Origin of the sequence: Pseudomonas sp. GD03903 (assembly GCF_029840045.1) — a bacterium.
GTDB lineage: Bacteria > Pseudomonadota > Gammaproteobacteria > Pseudomonadales > Pseudomonadaceae > Pseudomonas > Pseudomonas pseudonitroreducens.
In genome coordinates this window covers 1-18,225 of record NZ_JAOCBT010000039.1, presented here as the reverse complement: position 1 = coordinate 18,225, position 18,225 = coordinate 1, and the positions used below count along the sequence as shown (strand labels likewise).

Sequence of the window (18,225 nt, the reverse complement as noted above, 5' to 3'; positions counted from 1 at the left end):
CTCCGCTTCAACGAGGCCTCCTGAACGGGGCATTCGGCGTGTGCGGATATTTCTCTGGAAGACCTTAAGCGCCAAAGCCAAAGTCAGGGAAAGGCGGGCTCTTCGTAGGAGCGAGCTTGCTCGCGAACCGCCCTAGCGCTGGAGCCGCCGGTGAGTTTGTTCGCGAGCAAGCTCGCTCCTACAGTTCGAATCCGGCCCATACAGTTTCCCTGCGATTCTGTACCTGTCGGCCGCAAGCGTGCGCCTCATATACTCCGGGGACCTTTTGACTGGAGCGTCCCGTGCAGCAATCCCGGCCGTTCGCCCTCGCGTGCCTGGTGCTGGCCATGGCGCTCTGGGGCAGTTCCTTCATCGCGCTGAAATTCGCCTTCCAGGAAATGCCCGCCATGTGGGTGATCTTCGCCCGGATGGCGCTCGGCAGCCTGATCTTCCTCGCCGCCTGGCACTGGCGCGGGCGCATCGACTACCGCCCCGGTGACTGGAAGTGGCTGCTCGCGCTGGCCGCCTGCGAGCCGTGCCTGTACTTCATCTTCGAATCCCTCGCGCTGCAGCAGACCAGCGCCGCGCAGGCCGGGATGATTACCGCGCTGTTACCCTTGCTGGTGGCCGTCGGCGCGTTCTTCCTGCTGCATGAGAAGATCGCCCGCAACACCTGGCTGGGCTTTGCCCTGGCGGTGCTCGGCTCGCTCTGGCTGACCCTGGCCAGCGAGCCGGACCGCCACGCGCCCAACCCATTGCTGGGCAATTTCTACGAGCTTCTGGCGATGCTTTGCGCCACCGGCTACACCCTGTTGCTCAAGCACCTGTCGGCGCGCTATTCGCCGTTCATCCTCACCGCGATGCAGGCGTTCATCGGTTCGGCGTTCTTTCTGCCACTTGCCCTGGTGACGTCCGGAATACCGGCGGCGCCCGGGCCGACCGGCTGGTTCGCCCTGATCTACCTGGGCAGCGTGGTCACCGTAGGCGCCTACGGCCTGTACAACTTCGGCGTCAGCCGCCTGCCGGCGAGCCAGGCGACCGGTTTCATCAACCTGATCCCGGTGTTCACCCTGATCTTCGCCGCGCTGTTGCTCGGCGAGGTGCTCAGCGGCCAGCAGGCGCTGGCCGCCGGCCTGGTGTTTGCCGGTGTCGCCCTCAGCCAGTGGCGCAGCGCGCCGCCCACGTCGCCCGCCGGTGTGCTGGACTGAACTCATTGAATCGCTTGCCCTGCCAGGAGAACGACACGATGGCCGCCCAGGAACGCAGCTGGACCCGCGAGGCGATCCGCATCATCGAAGCGGATTTCCAGCGCAGCGCCGATACCCACTTAATCCCATTGGACCTGCCCGGCCTGCCGGGCGTGGAGCTGTACTTCAAGGATGAGTCGAGCCACCCCACCGGTAGCCTCAAGCACCGCCTGGCGCGCTCGCTGTTCCTCTATGCGCTGTGCAACGGCTGGCTGCGGCCGGGCGCTCCGGTGATCGAGGCGTCCAGCGGCTCGACGGCGATTTCCGAAGCCTACTTCGCCCGCTTGCTGGGCCTGCCGTTCATTGCCGTGGTGCCGGCCAGCACCTCGAAGGAGAAGATCGCGCAGATCGCCTTCTACGGCGGCCAGAGTCATCTGGTGGACGACCCCACGCAGATCTACGCCGAGTCCGACCGCCTGGCGAAGGAAACTGGCGGCCACTTCATGGACCAGTTCACCTACGCCGAGCGCGCGACCGACTGGCGGGCGAACAACAACATCGCCGAGTCGATCTTCCAGCAGATGCGCCACGAGCGTTTCCCCGAGCCCGCTTGGCTGGTCTCCAGTCCCGGCACCGGCGGCACGCTGGCCACGCTGGGCCGCTTCGCCCGCTATCGTCGCCACGAAACCCGCGTGCTCTGCGCCGACGCCGAGCGCTCGGTGTTCTTCGACTCCTACCGCACCGGCGACCGCGACCTGACCCTGAGCTATGGCTCGCGCATCGAAGGCATCGGCCGCCCGCGCGTCGAGGCGTCCTTCCTGCCCAACGTGCTGGATGCCTGCTGCAAGGTGCCGGACGACCTGTCGCTGGCGGCCATGCACTACCTCGCCCGACGCCTGGGTCGGCATGTCGGCGGCTCCAGCGGCACCAACCTGATCGGCGCACTGCTGGTCGCGCGGCAAATGGTGGCGCGGCGTGAGAGCGGCTCGGTGGTGGCGATCCTCTGCGACAGTGGCGAGCGCTACGAGACCACCTACTACAACCCGCTGTGGCTGATTTCCCAGGGCTTCGACCTCGATCCGCTGATCGAGGCGGTACGCCAGTGCGCCGAACACGGCGCCGCGTTGCCCGGCGATCTGCCCTGCATCGGACTGGACTGATTCATCGGGAGCGAAGCATGAAGACCATCGGCCTGATCGGCGGCATGAGCTGGGAATCGACCATTCCCTACTACCGGCAGATCAACGAACGCATCAAGGAAAAACTCGGCGGCCTGCACTCGGCGAAGATCGCGCTGTACAGCGTGGACTTCCACGAGATCGAGCGCCTGCAGCACGCCGGCGACTGGCCGGCTGCCGGCCGTCTACTGGCTGACGCGGCGCGCTCGCTGCAGGCGGCTGGCGCGGACTATCTGGTGCTCTGTACCAACACCATGCACAAGGTCGCACCGGCCATCGAGGCGGCGGTGGATATCCCGCTCCTGCACATTGCCGACCCGACCGCCGAGGCGATCCGCGCGGCCGGCGTTGCCACGGTCGGCCTGCTGGGCACGCGCTTCACCATGGAGCAGGCGTTCTACAAGGATCGCCTGGTGGAGACGTTCGGGCTGACGGTGCTGACGCCTGACGAAGCCGATCGCCAGGTGGTGCACCGGATCATCTACGAGGAGCTGTGCCTGGGGCAGATTCGCGAAGCATCGCGGCAGGAGTACCGGCGCATCATCGCCGCACTGGTGGAGCAGGGAGCCGAGGCGGTGATCCTCGGCTGCACGGAGATTTCCTTGCTGGTTGGCCCGGCGGACGCTTCGGTGGAGCTGTTCGATACCACTGCGCTGCATGCCCTGCGCGCGGCCGACGCGGCTATCTGAGGAGGACGCAAGCATGAGCTTTATCAGCCTGAAGGTGCGCGCGGCGTTCATCATGCATGGCTACGACGAGCAGAACCGCGAGGTGATCGAGCAGGTCTCCGACCCGGACTTCGTCGAGAAACTGGTGCGCGTCGAGCGCATCCAGTCGATCAGCGAAAAGTACGTGCTGGTGACCGCCAGCGATGGACGGCTGGCCTATTGGGAGTACGCCGGGGAGTTTGCCGCGCTGAAGGCGCGACTGGTCGCGGCGGGGCTCCTCGTTTGAGGTTGCCGGCGGATAACCTGTTCCAGGTTAGGCGCCCTACGGTGCCGAAATTACCGGGGGTGTAGGAGCGGACTATGTCCGCGATGGCATCCGGCGCGATGCGGACCGATCGCGGACGGAGTCCGCTCCTACGTCCCGGCTGGCAGTTGCCGCGCGCCGGCCGTTCAATCGCCGCTGGAACCGCCCGGATAGGCGCAGCCGCGCATGACCTTGTCGTCCAGGCGCAGCTCGGCGGACAGGTTGCTCAGGGCACCGCTCATGCTGTCCTGGCAGCGCGTCGGAGCGACCCACAGCTCGACCTTCTCGCCGTTGGCTTCGCTGGAGTAGCTGGTACTGCCGTCGGGCACGCCTTCGGCGATGTAGGGCAGGACCAGGGGCTCCTTGCCGGGCTGCTCGATCAGCATGCCCTGGCCGTTCACCAGTACGCTCCAGCCCGGCTCGTTGCCGTGGGCGCGGACCACTGCGCGCTTGAAGTTCGGGTCGTCACAGCCGGCGCCTTCGTTCTGCAGGCGATAGACCTTGGCCACTTCCAGCTTGCCGTCGGTGCCCTGGGCGCTGCTGCCGCTGAAGCTGCCGCGCAGGTCGGCATACAGCGAGGTCGCGCCGTCATTGAACATCTCCAGCGCGTCGCGGGGCAGACCGGTGTTGCCGCTGTCCTCGATGCTGAAGCGGCGTTGCTCGGTGCAACTGCGGAACACCAGCTTGCCGTCCAGCCGGCTCAGTTCGCCCTGCAGGCGGGTGGAGGCGTTAAGATCGGTCTTGTTCGGCGTCCACACCTGGCAGGCGGCGAACAGGGGTAGCAGGCTGAACAGAATGAAACGGCTGGATCGCATGGAACGGGCTCCTCGAAAGTGCGCCCACGTTACCCAGCGCGGCCGGTCAGCTCAAGCCGACGAGGAGGATTTCGGATGATTCATTGCAAGCGCGCCTATGATCCAGCGGCACAGGAAGACGGTCAGCGGGTGCTGGTGGACCGCCTGTGGCCGCGCGGCATTCGCAAGGAAGACCTGCACATGGCGCAGTGGGCCAAGGAGGCGTCGCCGTCCAACGAACTGCGCCAGCGCTTCCATCACGACCCGAGCCAGTTCGAGGACTTCCGCAGGGCCTACCACGGCGAGTTGAACGCTCACCCGGAACACTGGATGGGGCTGCTGGACCTGGCGCGCAAGGGCACGCTGACGCTGCTCTACGCGGCCAGGGACGAGGAGCACAACAACGCGCAGGTGTTGGCGGAGTTTCTCGAAGACGAACTGGAGAAGCAGGGCGAGGGGAGTTCACCGGTCTGTTATGCCGGCAAGACCGAGTAGGGGCGGTCCTTGCTCGCGAACCCAGGTGAACGGCAGACGCCAAGGCGTCAGTCCGACAGCCAGGAACGTAGGATGGGTGGAGCGAAGCGATACCCATCGACAATGTCTGCCGGTGCATTGATGGGCACCGCTTCGCTCCACACGATCCTACGCAAAGCCGTTAGAAACGCAGCTTTGTAGGGCGCATAACGCGCCAGCGTTATCCGCCTCTGGTATCCACGGCGGATAACCTGTTCCAGGTTATGCGCCCTACGAAGTTGCTCGCGAGTCGTCCAGGGCGGTTACCAGATCTTGTATACCTGCCCGCTCTGCTTGCCTTCCACGCTGCGGGCGAAGCCCAGGGCGGCGTCGGCGGCGGGCACCGGCTTGAAGCCGCGGAAGAACGGTGCGTAGCCCTCCATCGATTCCACCAGCACGTTCGGGCTCACCGCGTTGATCCGCTGGCCACGTGGCAGCTCCAGGGCGGCGCTGCGCACGAAGCCTTCCACCGCGCCGTTGACCAGGCTGGCCGAGCTGCCCAGCACGATGGGCTGTTCACTGAGGATGCCGGTGGTCAGGGTGAAGGAGGCGCCGTCGTTGGCGTACTGGCTGCCGATCAGCACCAGGTTCACCTGGCCCATCAGCTTGTCCTTCAGGCCGACGGCCATTTCCGCCTCGCCCATTTCTGCCAGCGCACCGAAGTGCACCTTGCCGGCGGCGCTGATCAGCGCGTCGAAGCCGCCAGTCTGTTCGAACAATGCGCGGATCGAGGCGCTGTCGGTGATATCCACGTGCAGGTCGCCACTGTTGCGACCGACACGGATGATCTCGTGGCGCGGGCCCAGTTCGTTGGCGACGGCTTTACCGAGGGTGCCGCTGGCACCGATCAGGATGATTTTCATGAGGCTCTCCACGGAGTGGTTTGGCTGAAGGTGAATTCAGTCTAGAGTGAGTTCCTGTTGTGATAATCCGCCTAATCGATAACCTTTGGTTTTCATATGGAAACAATCGCCAGCGACCTGGCAGACCTGTCCGCCTTTGCCGTGCTGCTTGAATGCGGCAGCTTCACCCGTGCCGCAGAGAAGCTCGGTTGCAGCAAGGGCCAGTTGTCCAAGCGCATTTCCGCGCTGGAGCAGGCGCTGGGCGCGACCCTGGTGCACCGCACCACCCGACGCCTGTCGTTGACGGCGGCGGGCGCCGCACTGTTGCCCGAAGCCCAGGCGCTCAACGCCCAGGCCGCCAGGGCGCGGCAGGCGGTGCTGGCGTTGCAGGAGGAGGCGCAGGGCAAGGTCCGGTTGAGCGTGCCGGTATCGCTGGGCGAGACATTCTTCGATGCCTGGCTGATGGAGTTTTCCCGCCAGTACCCGGACATCCGCCTCGAGCTGGACCTGTCCAACGAGCGCCGTGACCTGGTGGCCGACGGCTTCGACCTGGCGATCCGCTCCGGCAGCCTGGCGGTGGACGAGCGCCTGGTGGCGCGCCCGCTGTTCGCCCTGCAGGAGTTGACCTGCGCCACGCCGGACTATCTCGCCAGGCACGGAGTGCCGGAGGCTCCGGCGGACCTGGCCGGGCATTCCTGCCTGCAGAACACCCACTACCAGGACAGCGACGTGTGGCTTTACCAGCGCCACCACGAGCTGTTTCGCGTGACGGTGGGTGGGCTGCTGGCGAGCAACCATTACACCCTGTTGAAGAAGGCGGCACTGGCCGGAGCAGGAGTCAGCCGACTGCCTTCCTACATGATTCAGCAGGAATTGGCTGAAGGCAGTCTCGTCTGGTTGCTACGTGACTACCAGACCCGGACCCAGCCGGTATTCCTCATCCACCCCTACCAGAGCCGCTTGCCGCGCCGCACGCAGCTGCTGGCGGATTACCTGCTGCGCTGGTTCGAGCGCAGCCGGATGCAGTTGGTCGCCCTGGAAGGCTGACAGAGGTTTCGTTCAGCTTCGTTCAGCCATGGTTCAGAAAGGGTTCAGGGGGAGTTCAGGGACCGCTCGTTAGGCTTTCTCCATCACTTTCGAGAGCCTTCCGAGGACACCACCATGAACCGTCCCACTCTGCTGCTGACCGCTCTGTTCACCAGCGCCGCCCTGTTGAGCGGCTGCGCTTCCGACCTGTCGGGTTCTTCCTATTCGCGGGCCGATGCCCGCGCCGTGCAGAACGTGCGCATGGGCACCATCGAGTCCCTGCGCCCGGTACAGATCGAAGGTACCAAGACGCCCATCGGCACCCTGGCGGGCGCCGCGGTTGGCGGTATCGCCGGCAGCTCCATCGGCGGTGGCCGCGGCAAGGCCATCACCACCATTCTCGGCGGCGTCGCTGGCGGTGCGGCAGGTTCGGCGGTGGAAGAAGGCATCACCCGCACCCAGGGCGTCGAGATCGTGGTTCGCGAGGACGACGGCGGCACCCGTGCCTATGTGCAGGCGGTGGAGGCGAACCAGACGTTCCGCATCGGTGATCGCGTGCGCATCATGACGGTCAACGGCGCCAGCCGCGTCACCATATGAACGGAGGACGCCGCATGCGCCGCCTGCTGATCGCCGCACTGGTTCTGCTCGGCTGTGGCTCCGCCATGGCTGACGACGGAGGCTTCTGGTACCTGCAGACCAGCGTCTACACGACCCACTGGACCAACGACCCGGAGCACAACAACCACCAGGAACTGATCGGCCTGGAGCGCAACCGCACCGATGGCGTGGTCTGGGGCGGCGCGACCTTCAAGAACTCGTTCAGCCAGCGCTCCAACTATGTCTATGCCGGCAAGCGCTTCGACTGGGAAGGCACGCCGTTCTACGCCAAGGTCACCGGCGGCGCGCTGCAGGGTTATCGCGGCGACTACCGCGACAAGATTCCGCTGAACCGCTACGGCGTGGCGCCAGCGATCATCCCGTCGGTGGGCGCACACCTGGGGCCGGTCGGCACCGAGTTCGTGGTGCTGGGCGGCTCCGCGGCGATGGTCAACGTCGGCGTGCGCTTCTAGGTTTTCCTGAAGCGAAACGGCGCGGGCCGCAGTGCGAAATCACTGCGGCCCGCGCCGTTTCTGTTTGAAGGGGACGTCAGACGGTGACGTCCTTCAGCGCCTTGTCCAGGCAGTCGATGAACAGCTCGGCGTGTTCCTGCTCGAAGGCTAGCAGCGGGCGGATCTTCAGGATGTTCTCCAGGGGACCGGCCGCGCTGATCAGCACACCGCGCTCGCGCATGGCATTGACCACCTGGCGGGTCTGGTTGGCGGCCGGCGTTTTTGCCGCGCGATCCGTCACCAGTTCGACGCCGAGGAACAGCCCCGCGCCGCGCACGTCGCCGATCAGCTCATGGCGCTCGGCGAGCTGGCGGATGCCCTGCAGCATGAATGCGCCGATGCGCTGCGAACGCTCCTGAAGCTGCTCGTCGCGGATTACGTCAAGCACCGCCTGGGCCGCCGCGCAGGACACCGGGTTGCCGCCGAAGGTGTTGAAGTAGCGCACCTCGCGGCCGAAGCTCTCGAGGATTTCCGGGCGCACCACCACGCCGGCGATGGGCTGGCCGTTACCCATGGGCTTGCCAAGGGTGACCAGGTCCGGCTGCACGCCGTGGCGCTGGAAGCCCCACATGGCGTCGCCGGTACGGGCGAAACCGCTCTGCACTTCGTCGGCTATGTAGAGCAGGCCTTCGTCCTGGGCGACCTTCACGGCTTCGGCGAGGAATCCAGCCGGATCGGCGAGCACACCGTCGCTGGCGAAGATGCCATCGAACAGCAGCGCGGCGGGCTTGATGCCGTGGGCGCGCAGATCGGCGATGGCGGCGCGCACGTCATCGGCGAACAGCTTGCCAACGTTCTCGGCACCCAGCCGATAAGCGTCCGGCGCACGCACGGTGCGGGCGTGGGCGGGCAGGGTGATGCCGGCGCCGAGGGACGGCGACAGCTCGGAAATGGTCCCGGTGACGCCGTGGTAGGCGAAGCGGGTGATGATCACCCCGGTGCCACCGGTGTACTGGCGGGCGATGCGCAGGGCGAGGTCGTTGGCCTCGCTGCCGGTGCAGGTGAACATCACCTGGTCCAGGCCTTCGGGGAAGGTGGCGAGCAGGTCCTCGGCGTAGTCGAGAATGCCTTCCTGCAGGTAGCGGGTATGGGTGTTGAGCACAGCCGCCTGGCTGGCGATGGCCTGCACCACGCGCGGGTGGCAGTGGCCGATGGAGGCGACGTTGTTGTAGGCGTCGAGGTAACGCTTGCCCTGGTTGTCGTAGAGCCACACGCCTTCGCCGCGCACGGTGTGCAGCGGGCGCTCGTAGAACAGCCGGTAGGCCGGGCCGAGCAGGCGCGCGCGGCGCTCGATCAGACGGCGCTCCTGTTCGCTCAGGCGCCCGGCGTCGGCGGCGCTGAATCCGTTGGGCATGGTCATGGGCGGGGCTCCTGTTGATTCGCGCGGGGGTGGTTGCAGGCGGCGGCTATCTGCTCCTGCGCCTGTTCCCGGCTCAGGCGGGCCAGGCCTTGCACGGCCTGCCAGGCGTGGCGGGTGTTACGCAGGATGTAGTCGCGGTTCTCGGGATGCAGGCTGGCGCGCCAGGCGGTGATGCTCAGGGTCATGATCAGGCGCGTGGCGATCAGGTCGGCGAGGATTTCCTGTTCCTCGGCCAGCAGCGGGCAGCGGCGATGGTAGGCGGCGATCATCTCGCAGGCGGTGGCCAGCGGTGCGTCCGGCTCGCCCACCTGGTAGGCGGCGGCGACACCCAGGTCGTTGATCAGCGGTGCGTGAACCATGTCGCCGAAGTCGAGGATGTTGCGTACCCGGTCCGGATGCTCGGCATCGACGATGACGTTGTGCGGGTTCAGGTCGTTGTGGATCACCTGGGCACGCAGCGTGGCCTGGCGGGGCAGGGCATGGCGCTCGAAATTGTCGAGGAAACGCTCGACCAGGGCGCGCTGATCGCGGTCTTCGATATAGGTCAGCAGGTTGCGCAGGCGCGAGGCGTGCTTGAGATCCCAGAGCAGTTCGTGGTCGGCGGTGGCCAGGTGTTCGAAGTCCTTCAGCGCCAGGCCCAGGCGCGCCAGGTCGTCGCCGAGGTTCTCGCGCAGGGCGCGGCTGCGTTGCGGTACGCGGTGCAACGGGACGCCGTCGACGAAGGAGAACAGCCGGGCAATCATCGGCTGGCCGTCGACGCTGATGGAAATCTGGTGTTCGCCGTTCAGCGCAGGATAGACGCGCTGCACCGCCAGGGTCGGGTCCCGGGCCTCGACACGCAGCAGGGCGCGGGTCTGGAAGTCCACCACCTGTGGGTCTTCCAGCGGGTGGGAGAGCTTCAGCAGGCGGTCGTCGCCATGGCCGTGGGTGATGTGGAAGTTCAGGTCGCGTTCGCCGGCGAGGCGGTTCAGTGTGCCGCGCTGGCCGAAGTATTCGTCGGCGATGGCAGCGGCCTGGGCGTCGCTCACCTGGGCGGGGGCCGCTTCCAGCAGGTGATCGTGGACGGGAGCGGTATTCAGGGGCACGGGTACATCTCCAGCAGGTTCAACGGTCGTTCGGGTATTGCAGCGGCCGGGCGGGGTGGCGCGCCTGCCCGGCGCGGGGCCGGGCAGGCGCCATCCACTTACTTGCTTGCCCAGGCGTTGAAGCGGGTTTCCAGTTCCTCGCCGTGGTCGATCCAGAACTCGGTGTCCATGGCGCGCGCGTTCTCCAGGTTCTGCGGCGCAGTGGGGAGCTTCGGCGCGATGGCGGCGTCGATCAGCGGGATGGTGTTCTTGTTGGTCGGGCCGTAGGGAATGTTCTCGGCAAAGACCTTCTGGTGCTCAGGCTTGTTGGCCAGGGCGATGAACTGCTCGGCCAGTTCCTTCTTCGGGCTGCCCTTGACGATGGCCCAGTGGTCCAGGTCGTAGATGCTGCCGTTCCACTGGATGGCGAAGTCGCGGCCTTCCTTCTGTGCGGTGGCGACACGGCCGTTGTAGGCCGATGTCATCACCACGTCGCCGGCGGCCAGCCATTGCAGCGGTTGCGCACCGGCTTCCCACCACTGGATGTAGGGCTTGATCTCGTCGAGCTTCTTGAACGCCCGGTCCACGCCTTCCTTGGTGGCAAGCACCTTGTACAGGTCGGCCTGTTTCACGCCGTCGGCTTCCAGGGCGAATTCCAGGGTGAACTTGGCGCCACGGCGCAGGCCGCGCTTGCCCGGGTACTTCTTCACGTCCCAGAAGTCGGCCCAGCCGGTGGGCGCGCTGGCGAGCTTCTTGGCGTCGTAGGTGAGCACCGTGGACCAGATGAAGATGCCCACGCCGCAATCGCTCACGGCGGCGTCGAGGAAGTCGGCCTGCTTGCCGAGCTTGCTCCAGTCGAGCTGCTCGAACAGGCCTTCGCTGCAACCGCGCATCAGTTCCGGGGATTCCACTTCGACCACGTCCCAGCTGGTCTTGCCGGTGTCGGCCATGACCTTGATCTTGGCCATCTCGCCGTTGTACTCGGCGCCCTGCACAGTGACCTTGGCCTGCTGTTCGAAGGGTTTGTAGAAGGCCTTTTCCTGGGCCACCTTGTTGTCGCCACCGAAGGACACCACGGTGAGTGTCTCGGCGTGGAGCTGGGCGGCGCCGCCGGCCAGCATCATCAGTGCTATGGCTTTCTTGAACATGCGTTGACTCCTGAGCGGGCCAATCCGGCCCATTTATAAGAGGGCAGCTTCAAGAGTGGGGCGCTGCGCCGGACCAAGCTGGAAGGCCGGCTGGCATTGCCCTCGGACATCAGGGAGAGGAACGGGCGGAACTGGTGCGGTTGATCATGGGAAGTTGCTCCGTTTCTTGTTGTTGTTCGGATAGCTCGTTGTAGGACCAAGCTGGACCGATTAAAACATCTTCCAAAACATGATGCATCATGTTTTTATTGACGCCATCGCTTCACGGATGTTCACAGATCGCGCGCCCCGACGGGGCGCAGATAGCGGCTCAGACTTGAGAGGGAAGCACCATGAACCAGACCCGCACCCTGCTGCTCACCGGCGCCAGCCGTGGCATCGGCCATGCCACGGTGAAGCACTTCAACGCTGCCGGCTGGCGCGTGTTCACCGCCTCGCGGCAGGACTGGAGCGCCGAATGCCCCTGGGCCGAAGGGCTGATCAACCATATCCACCTGGACCTGGAAGACATCGACAGCGTGCAGGCCAGCCTGCCGATGATCCGCGAGAAACTCGGCGGTTCGCTGCACGCGCTGGTGAACAATGCCGGCATCTCGCCCAAGGGCCCGCAAGGCGAGCGCCTGGGTGTGCTGGGCAGCGACTACGGCACCTGGCTGAAGGTGTTCAACGTCAACCTGTTTTCCACGGCGCTGCTGGCGCGCGGCCTGTTTGACGAGCTGAAGGCGGCCAAGGGCTCGGTGATCAACGTCACCTCCATCGCCGGCTCCCGCGTGCATCCGTTCGCCGGTGCCGCCTACGCCTGCTCGAAAGCTGCGCTGGCCGCGCTGACCCGCGAGATGGCCCATGACTTCGGCCCGCACGGCGTGCGCGTCAACGCCATCGCGCCGGGGGAGATCGACACGGCCATCCTGTCGTCGGGCACCGAACTGATCGTCGAACGCGACATCCCGATGCATCGCCTGGGCAAGCCGGAGGAGGTTGCCTCGCTGATCCACTTCCTCTGCACCAGCGGGGCGTCCTACGTGAATGGCGCGGAAATCCACGTCAACGGCGGGCAGCATGTGTGAAACCGGCTGGCATTCGGCGCAATCAGCGACCATCATGCGCGCCCGAATGCCGCAGCACGCGATGAGACAGCCATGAACTACCCGATCGAAGGGCTCAATCATTCCTACCTGGGCAGCGGCGTTTACGCGCTGCTGCGCGAGGCGCTGATCACCGGCCGCTTCAAGCCGGACGACCGTCTGCGCATCCGTGACCTGGCCCAGCAACTGGGCACCAGCGTTACCCCAGTGCGCGACGCCATCCTGCAGCTGGCCAAGGAACAGGCGCTGGTGCTGAAGACCCCGCGGGACATCCGCGTGCCGCTGCTCACCCTCGAGCAGTACCTGGAGATCCGCAGCATCCGCGTGGCGCTCGAAGGCCTTGCTGCCGAAACCGCCGCCGCGCGCGCCAGCGACGGGCAGCTGGACGAGCTGGAAGCGAACATCCGCGAGAACCTCGAGGCGATCCATGCCGACGACCTGGTGCTGGCGCTCAAGCTCAACCAGGCCTTCCACTTCGCCCTCGCCGACATCGCCGGCATGCCGCTGCTGCGCGCCTTCCTCGACAGCCTGTGGATGCGCACCGGCCCGCTGATCGCCCAGGCCTACGCCGACTTCAACGAGCGCATGGCCATAGAGCACCACTGGGATGTCCTGCGCGCCCTGCGCGAACGCAACGGCGCGGCCGCCCGCGAGGCGATCCACGCCGACCTGCTGGACGGCAGCGAGAAGATGCTGGAGTTCATCGCGCAGAGCGAAGCGCCGGAGCAGGAAGCGGGCTGACTGACTTTATTGCAGGAGCTCGCTGCTACACCAAGAGCCGTAGGGCGAATAACCTGAAACAGGTTATCCGCCGGCTTCAATACGGCGGATAACGCTGGCGCGTTATGCGCCCTACCAAAGCAAAGTGGTCAGACGGCGCCGTCCTTGCGCAATGCCGCGATGGCGGCTGCGTTGTAGCCCAGTCCGGAAAGCACCTCGTCGGTATGCTCGCCCAGCTTCGGGCCGATCCACTCGGCGCTGCCGGGGGTGTCGGACAGTTTGGGGACGATGCCGGGCATGCGGAAGGATTTGCCGTCCGGCAGCTTGGCGGAGAGGAACATCTCCCGGGCCAGGAATTGCGGGTCGCTGAACATGTCTTCGGCGGAGAAGATGCGGCTGGCTGGTACCTCGGCTGCGTTGAGCACCTTGAGTACGCTATCCAGCGATTCGGAACGCGCCCAGCGGTCGATGATGCCGTACAGCTCGTCGCGGCGCGCATCGCGGCCGTCGTTGCTGGCGAGCGTCGGGTCGTCGGCCAGGTCGAGGCGACCGATGGCGTTCATGAAGCGGCGGAAGATGGCGTCGCCGTTGGCCGCAATCTGCACATGCTTGCCGTCGGCGGTGGTGTGTACGGAGGAGGGCGTGATGCCCGGCATGATGTTGCCGGTGCGCTCGCGGATGAAGCCGAACACGTCGAACTCCGGGACCATGGATTCCATCATGGCGAACACCGCCTCGTAGAGGGCCACGTCCACCACCTGGCCGGCACCGCCGTTCACTTCGCGGTGGCGCAGGGCCATGAGCGCGCCGATCACGCCCCATAATGCGGCGATGGAGTCGCCGATGGAGATGCCGGTACGCACCGGTGGGCGGTCCTCGAAGCCGGTGATATAGCGCAGTCCGCCCATGGATTCGCCGACCGCGCCGAAGCCCGGCTGGTCCTTGTAAGGGCCGCTCTGGCCGAAGCCCGATAGGCGCACCATCACCAGCTTCGGGTTCAGCGCGTGGAGCACCTCCCAGCCCAGGCCGAGCTTCTCCAGTACACCGGGGCGGAAGTTCTCGATCAGGATGTCGGCCTCGGCCAGCAGCTTCTTCAGCACCTCGCGGCCGGACTCGTGCTTGAGGTTCAGGGTCAGCGAACGCTTGTTGCGTGCCTGCACGAACCACCACAGCGAGGTGCCCTCGTAGAGCTTGCGCCACTTGCGCAACGGGTCGCCGCCATCGGGCGATTCGACCTTGATCACCTCGGCGCCGAACTCCGCGCACAGGCGCGAGGCGAAGGGGCCGGCGATCAGGGTGCCGAGTTCGATGACCTTGAGGCCGGCGAGGGGTTTGGCGGTGCTGTTCATCGGTGGGTCCGAGCAAGGAGAGTGGCGGGACTCTAACCCGTGTGCGCGGCTTCGAACAGGCCGCCGGGCAGGCACCGGGTTTCCGTGCTTTGCGACGGCCCTGCGCGCGCGTAGAGTAGCTACATTCAGATGCTTCCTACTTTCGCTCGCGCGGTTTCGCGCAGGTACTCCGTGATGCGTTGGTCTTCCTCCCTACAGCCCGATGGCCTGGCGGCATTCTCCGGAGAATGCGTGCAGCCGGGCGGCGAGGGGGCTGCATGACGTTGAACCTGCCGACGCTGGTGGTCGTCGACCTCTACGTGCTGACCCTGGTCGGCGTGCTGATGGCGTTCGCCTGGCACAGCGGTCGCCGCGAACACACCCTGGGCTACATGAGTGCCGCGCTGCTGCTGGGCGCCCTCGGCACGTTCCTCGCCACCCTGCGCGGCATCGGCGTGGACTGGCTGCCAATCCTGATCGGCAATGTGGTGCTGCACCTCTGCTCGGCGATGACCTGGACCTCGATGCGCGTCTTCAGCGGGCGCAAGCCGCACTGGCCGCTGGTCGGCGCGGGTGCTGCGGGCTGGGCGCTGCTCTGCCTGCTGCCGCCGTTCTATGAGTCCCTGGCGGCACGGATTGCCGTCAGTACCGGGATCACGGTCATCTATTGCCTGGCGGCAATCGCCGAGCTATGGCGCGACCGCCAGAAGCTCGAGGTGGAACTGCGGCCAACCCTGACGCTGCTGGCGTTCCACACCCTCGTTTACCTGGTGCGGCTGGTAGTCGACCGCGGCATGCCGTTCGAGAGCGTGGCCAACAATGGCCAGGGCTCGACCTTCTTCACCTTCCTGGTCTTCGAGACCATGCTCTTCGCCATCGGCATTGCCTTCGCCACCCTGGCGATGGTCAAGGAGCGCGCCGAGTTGCAGTTCCGCAGCGCCGCCCTGAGCGATCCGCTGACCGGCGTGGGCAATCGTCGCGCCTTCATGGAGACCGGCGAGCGCCTGTTGCGCCTGTGCATCGAGCGTGGCGAGCAGGCTTCGCTGCTGCTCTGCGACCTGGACAACTTCAAGCGTCTCAACGACTCCTTCGGCCACCCGGCCGGTGACCGGGTACTGGTGGAGTTCAGCCGTATCACCGCGTCGCGGATGCGCAAGCATGACCAGTTCGCCCGCATCGGCGGGGAAGAGTTCGCTTGCCTGCTGGTGGGCGCCGACACCGAGGGTGCCTGCCAGGTGGCGGAGCGGGTGCGCCGTGAATTCGCCGAACTGCCGTTCATGGCGGAGGGCCAGTTGAGTGTCAGCATCGGTATCGCCACCAGCCGCGAGGCGGGCCATGACCTGCTGCGCCTGCTGTCGCTGGCCGACCAGGCGCTCTATGCGGCCAAGGCCAAAGGCCGCAACCGTATCGAACTGGCCGCGCCGGAGCCGGGAACCGACCGACGTCCACGGAGTTAATCCGCCGAGCCAGTGCTTTCGCGGTAGACTTGCCGCCTTCGAAAATTCGCCGGGAACACCCATGGCCCTGTCCGCCACGCCCTACAAAGCCGATATCAGCCTGACCGACCTCGACCGTGGGGTCTACGAGACCCTGCGCTTCACCGTCGCCCGTCACCCCTCGGAAACCGAGGAGCGCCTGGCGGTGCGCCTGCTCGCCTATGTCATCTGGTACAACGAGCAGTTGGCCTTCGGACGCGGCCTGTCGGACGTCGAAGAACCCTCGCTGTGGGAAAAAAGCCTCGACGACCGCGTGCTGCACTGGATCGAAGTCGGCCAGCCCGACGCCGACCGCCTGACCTGGTGCTCGCGCCGTTGCGAGAAGCTGACCCTGGTCGCCTACGGCAACCTGCGCGTGTGGACCACCAAGGTGCTCGACAGCGTGCGCCACCTGAAGAACCTCAATGTCGTTGCCATGCCCCAGGAGGCGCTGGAGGAAATCTCCCGCGACCTGCCGCGCTCGATCAACTGGACCGTGATGATCAGCGAAGGAACCATCTTCGTCACCGACGAGCGCGGCCAGCACGAACTGCAGGTCGAGTGGCTGATGGGCGAGCGCTGATTTGCGCTAGCTGTGCTTCGGCCCGGCTGCGTTGTGAACAGGCGTGGGCCTGCTCATTGGCCGCAGCAAACTCCGCGGCCCATGCCTGTTTACGCCTTGCCGTGTTCTAGCTCGCAAGGCGCAAGATCAAGCACAAAGGAATAGTTGGACTCCATGCGCATCGAATCCCGTCCCCTCCCGCCAACCCTGCCCAACCTGGGCGACCTGCCGCCGCTACTGACCCGCCTCTATGCCGCTCGTGGCGTGCAGAGTGCGGAGGAGCTGGACAAGGGGCTGGCGCGGCTGATCCCGTACCAGCAGCTCAAGGGCGTGGACGCGGCGGTGGACCTGCTGGTCGACGCACTGGAGAAGGGCCAGCGGATTCTCTATGTCGGCGACTTCGACGCCGACGGCGCCACCGCCAGCAGCGTCGGCGTGCTGGCGCTGCGCATGCTGGGTGCGGCCTGGGTCGATTACCTGGTGCCCAACCGCTTCGAGTACGGCTACGGCCTGACCCCGGAAATCGTCGCCGTGGCGCTGGAAAAGCGCCCGGAGCTGCTGGTCACCGTGGACAACGGCATCTCCAGCATCGACGGCGTCGCCGCCGCCAAGGCCGCCGGCCTGCGCGTGCTGGTCACCGACCACCACCTGCCGGGGGCGGAACTGCCCGCCGCCGATGCCATCGTCAACCCGAACCAGCCCGGCTGCGACTTCCCCAGCAAGGCCATGGCTGGCGTCGGCGTGATCTTCTACGTGATGCTCGCCCTGCGCGCCCGCCTGCGCGAGCGCGGCTGGTTCGCTGCGCGCGGCATCGCCGAGCCGAACCTCGCCGAGCTGCTCGACCTGGTGTCCCTGGGCAGCGTCGCCGACGTGGTGCCGCTGGACGCCAACAACCGCATCCTGGTGCACCAGGGCCTCGCGCGGATTCGTGCCGGGCGTGCCCGTCCGGGCTTGCGTGCGTTGCTCGAAGTGGCGGGGCGCGATTGCCGGCGGATCACCTCCACCGATCTCGGCTTCATCCTTGGCCCGCGACTGAACGCCGCCGGGCGCCTGGACGATATGTCCCTGGGGATAGAACTGCTGCTCTGCGAGGACGAAGGCGTCGCCCGCGACATGGCGGTGCAGCTCGACCAACTGAACCAGGACCGCAAGGCCATCGAGCAGGGCATGCAGCGCGAAGCGCTGGCCCAGCTCAAGGAACTGCCGGTGGAGGAAATGCCGTTCGGCCTGTGCCTGTTCGACCCGGAATGGCACCAGGGCGTGATCGGCATCCTCGCCTCGCGCCTGAAGGAGCGTTACCACCGCCCGACCATCGCTTTTGCCGATGCCGGCGACGGCACGCTCAAGGGCTCGGCACGTTCGGTGCCGGGCTTCCACATTCGTGACGCACTGGATGCCGTGGCCGCTCGTCATTCGGGGCTGATCAGCAAGTTCGGCGGCCACGCGATGGCCGCCGGGCTGTCGTTGCCGCAGGAGAACTTCGGTGCCTTCGCCGCTGCGTTCGATGCCGAAGTCCGCCGCCAGCTGGATGAAGAAGACCTCACCGGCCGCCTGCTCTCCGACGGCCAGCTGGGTGCCGAGGAGTTCCACCTGGAACTGGCTCGCGCGCTGCGTCAGGCCGGCCCCTGGGGCCAGCATTTCCCTGAGCCGCTGTTCCACGGCATCTTCCAGATCGTCCAGCAGCGCGTGGTCGGCGAGCGTCACCTGAAACTGCTGCTGAAGACCGAGTGCGGCTCGCTGCAACTGGATGCCATCGCCTTCAACATCGACCGCGAAATCTGGCCGAACCCCACCGTGCGCTGGGCGGAAGTGGCCTACAAGCTGGACGTCAACGAGTTTCGCGGCAACGAGACCGTGCAACTGATGGTGGCGCATATCGC

19 protein-coding genes are annotated in these 18,225 nt (G+C 66.2%); 13 read left to right on the top strand and 6 right to left on the bottom strand.

Going from position 1 to position 18,225, the window contains the following annotated elements; translation table 11 throughout:
- Positions 1-281 precede the first annotated feature (281 nt).
- Genes N5C91_RS31125 through N5C91_RS31110 form a run of 4 tightly spaced genes read left to right on the top strand, consistent with a single transcriptional unit; the run spans position 282 to position 3,298 of the window.
- The gene (locus tag N5C91_RS31125) at positions 282-1,187 is read left to right on the top strand and encodes a DMT family transporter (RefSeq protein ID WP_279834295.1); all 906 of its coding nucleotides are present in this window, start codon (positions 282-284) and stop codon (positions 1,185-1,187) included.
- Between the two features lie 38 nt (positions 1,188-1,225).
- The gene (locus N5C91_RS31120) at positions 1,226-2,326 is read left to right on the top strand and encodes a PLP-dependent cysteine synthase family protein (RefSeq protein ID WP_236174717.1); all 1,101 of its coding nucleotides are present in this window, start codon (positions 1,226-1,228) and stop codon (positions 2,324-2,326) included.
- Positions 2,327-2,343: 17 nt separating this feature from the next.
- A complete protein-coding gene (locus N5C91_RS31115; protein WP_279834292.1) occupies positions 2,344-3,033 on the top strand; it encodes an aspartate/glutamate racemase family protein in 690 nt (229 codons plus the stop codon).
- Between the two features lie 13 nt (positions 3,034-3,046).
- Entirely contained in the window at positions 3,047-3,298 is a 252-nt protein-coding gene (locus N5C91_RS31110) for a hypothetical protein (protein WP_236174715.1), read from the top strand.
- 164 nt (positions 3,299-3,462) lie between these two features.
- Here N5C91_RS31110 and N5C91_RS31105 read toward each other — a convergent pair whose 3' ends face one another.
- A complete protein-coding gene (locus tag N5C91_RS31105) occupies positions 3,463-4,131 on the bottom strand; it encodes a hypothetical protein (RefSeq protein WP_236174714.1) in 669 nt (222 codons plus the stop codon).
- Between the two features lie 75 nt (positions 4,132-4,206).
- Here N5C91_RS31105 and N5C91_RS31100 point away from each other — a divergent pair, with 75 nt between their 5' ends.
- Entirely contained in the window at positions 4,207-4,605 is a 399-nt protein-coding gene (locus N5C91_RS31100; protein WP_279834290.1) for a DUF488 domain-containing protein, read from the top strand.
- Between the two features lie 281 nt (positions 4,606-4,886).
- Here the strand turns inward: N5C91_RS31100 and N5C91_RS31095 are convergent, their stop codons facing one another.
- Positions 4,887-5,486: a short chain dehydrogenase gene (locus tag N5C91_RS31095; RefSeq protein WP_236198370.1), complete on the bottom strand. Its 600-nt coding sequence runs from the start codon at positions 5,484-5,486 to the stop codon at positions 4,887-4,889.
- Positions 5,487-5,582: 96 nt separating this feature from the next.
- Here N5C91_RS31095 and N5C91_RS31090 point away from each other — a divergent pair, with 96 nt between their 5' ends.
- The 3 genes from N5C91_RS31090 to N5C91_RS31080 all read left to right on the top strand — a co-directional run bounded on the left by N5C91_RS31090 (position 5,583) and on the right by N5C91_RS31080 (position 7,564).
- Positions 5,583-6,512, top strand: a complete 930-nt coding sequence (locus N5C91_RS31090; RefSeq protein WP_236174711.1) for a LysR family transcriptional regulator — start codon at positions 5,583-5,585, stop codon at positions 6,510-6,512.
- A 114-nt stretch (positions 6,513-6,626) separates the two neighbouring features.
- Positions 6,627-7,091, top strand: a complete 465-nt coding sequence (locus N5C91_RS31085; protein ID WP_236174710.1) for a glycine zipper 2TM domain-containing protein — start codon at positions 6,627-6,629, stop codon at positions 7,089-7,091.
- Positions 7,092-7,105: 14 nt separating this feature from the next.
- Positions 7,106-7,564: a sn-glycerol-3-phosphate transporter gene (locus N5C91_RS31080; protein WP_279834287.1), complete on the top strand. Its 459-nt coding sequence runs from the start codon at positions 7,106-7,108 to the stop codon at positions 7,562-7,564.
- Positions 7,565-7,640: 76 nt separating this feature from the next.
- Here N5C91_RS31080 and N5C91_RS31075 read toward each other — a convergent pair whose 3' ends face one another.
- The 3 genes from N5C91_RS31075 to N5C91_RS31065 form a co-directional block, all read right to left on the bottom strand.
- Positions 7,641-8,963, bottom strand: a complete 1,323-nt coding sequence (locus tag N5C91_RS31075; protein WP_279834285.1) for an aspartate aminotransferase family protein — start codon at positions 8,961-8,963, stop codon at positions 7,641-7,643.
- A complete protein-coding gene (locus N5C91_RS31070) occupies positions 8,960-10,048 on the bottom strand; it encodes a phosphotransferase (RefSeq protein ID WP_279834284.1) in 1,089 nt (362 codons plus the stop codon). The genes N5C91_RS31075 and N5C91_RS31070 overlap by 4 nt, the downstream gene beginning before the upstream one ends.
- A gap of 98 nt (positions 10,049-10,146) precedes the next feature.
- Complete coding sequence (locus N5C91_RS31065; RefSeq protein WP_045209894.1) at positions 10,147-11,175, bottom strand: ABC transporter substrate-binding protein; 1,029 nt, start codon at positions 11,173-11,175, stop codon at positions 10,147-10,149.
- Positions 11,176-11,507: 332 nt separating this feature from the next.
- Here N5C91_RS31065 and N5C91_RS31060 point away from each other — a divergent pair, with 332 nt between their 5' ends.
- A complete protein-coding gene (locus tag N5C91_RS31060; RefSeq protein WP_279834282.1) occupies positions 11,508-12,242 on the top strand; it encodes an SDR family NAD(P)-dependent oxidoreductase in 735 nt (244 codons plus the stop codon).
- A 72-nt stretch (positions 12,243-12,314) separates the two neighbouring features.
- A complete protein-coding gene (locus N5C91_RS31055; protein ID WP_236198375.1) occupies positions 12,315-13,001 on the top strand; it encodes a GntR family transcriptional regulator in 687 nt (228 codons plus the stop codon).
- A gap of 128 nt (positions 13,002-13,129) precedes the next feature.
- Here N5C91_RS31055 and N5C91_RS31050 read toward each other — a convergent pair whose 3' ends face one another.
- Positions 13,130-14,329, bottom strand: a complete 1,200-nt coding sequence (locus tag N5C91_RS31050) for a CaiB/BaiF CoA-transferase family protein (RefSeq protein ID WP_279834279.1) — start codon at positions 14,327-14,329, stop codon at positions 13,130-13,132.
- Between the two features lie 257 nt (positions 14,330-14,586).
- Here N5C91_RS31050 and N5C91_RS31045 point away from each other — a divergent pair, with 257 nt between their 5' ends.
- The 3 genes from N5C91_RS31045 to recJ all read left to right on the top strand — a co-directional run.
- Positions 14,587-15,765: a diguanylate cyclase gene (locus tag N5C91_RS31045; RefSeq protein WP_279834277.1), complete on the top strand. Its 1,179-nt coding sequence runs from the start codon at positions 14,587-14,589 to the stop codon at positions 15,763-15,765.
- Positions 15,766-15,826: 61 nt separating this feature from the next.
- A complete protein-coding gene (locus tag N5C91_RS31040; RefSeq protein ID WP_045209899.1) occupies positions 15,827-16,366 on the top strand; it encodes a YaeQ family protein in 540 nt (179 codons plus the stop codon).
- 153 nt (positions 16,367-16,519) lie between these two features.
- Positions 16,520-18,225: single-stranded-DNA-specific exonuclease RecJ (gene recJ, locus N5C91_RS31035; RefSeq protein ID WP_279834274.1), on the top strand; the 1,706-nt coding region annotated here is incomplete at its 3' end.

Coding starts and splice junctions, on each gene's coding strand:
- N5C91_RS31120 (WP_236174717.1), top strand. CDS start 1,226: ATGGCCGCCCAGGAACGCAGCTGGACCCGCGAGGCGATCCGCATCATC.
- N5C91_RS31115 (WP_279834292.1), top strand. CDS start 2,344: ATGAAGACCATCGGCCTGATCGGCGGCATGAGCTGGGAATCGACCATT.
- N5C91_RS31110 (WP_236174715.1), top strand. CDS start 3,047: ATGAGCTTTATCAGCCTGAAGGTGCGCGCGGCGTTCATCATGCATGGC.
- N5C91_RS31105 (WP_236174714.1), bottom strand. CDS start 4,131: ATGCGATCCAGCCGTTTCATTCTGTTCAGCCTGCTACCCCTGTTCGCC.
- N5C91_RS31100 (WP_279834290.1), top strand. CDS start 4,207: ATGATTCATTGCAAGCGCGCCTATGATCCAGCGGCACAGGAAGACGGT.
- N5C91_RS31095 (WP_236198370.1), bottom strand. CDS start 5,486: ATGAAAATCATCCTGATCGGTGCCAGCGGCACCCTCGGTAAAGCCGTC.
- N5C91_RS31090 (WP_236174711.1), top strand. CDS start 5,583: ATGGAAACAATCGCCAGCGACCTGGCAGACCTGTCCGCCTTTGCCGTG.
- N5C91_RS31085 (WP_236174710.1), top strand. CDS start 6,627: ATGAACCGTCCCACTCTGCTGCTGACCGCTCTGTTCACCAGCGCCGCC.
- N5C91_RS31080 (WP_279834287.1), top strand. CDS start 7,106: ATGCGCCGCCTGCTGATCGCCGCACTGGTTCTGCTCGGCTGTGGCTCC.
- N5C91_RS31075 (WP_279834285.1), bottom strand. CDS start 8,963: ATGACCATGCCCAACGGATTCAGCGCCGCCGACGCCGGGCGCCTGAGC.
- N5C91_RS31065 (WP_045209894.1), bottom strand. CDS start 11,175: ATGTTCAAGAAAGCCATAGCACTGATGATGCTGGCCGGCGGCGCCGCC.
- N5C91_RS31060 (WP_279834282.1), top strand. CDS start 11,508: ATGAACCAGACCCGCACCCTGCTGCTCACCGGCGCCAGCCGTGGCATC.
- N5C91_RS31055 (WP_236198375.1), top strand. CDS start 12,315: ATGAACTACCCGATCGAAGGGCTCAATCATTCCTACCTGGGCAGCGGC.
- N5C91_RS31050 (WP_279834279.1), bottom strand. CDS start 14,329: ATGAACAGCACCGCCAAACCCCTCGCCGGCCTCAAGGTCATCGAACTC.
- N5C91_RS31045 (WP_279834277.1), top strand. CDS start 14,587: ATGACGTTGAACCTGCCGACGCTGGTGGTCGTCGACCTCTACGTGCTG.
- N5C91_RS31040 (WP_045209899.1), top strand. CDS start 15,827: ATGGCCCTGTCCGCCACGCCCTACAAAGCCGATATCAGCCTGACCGAC.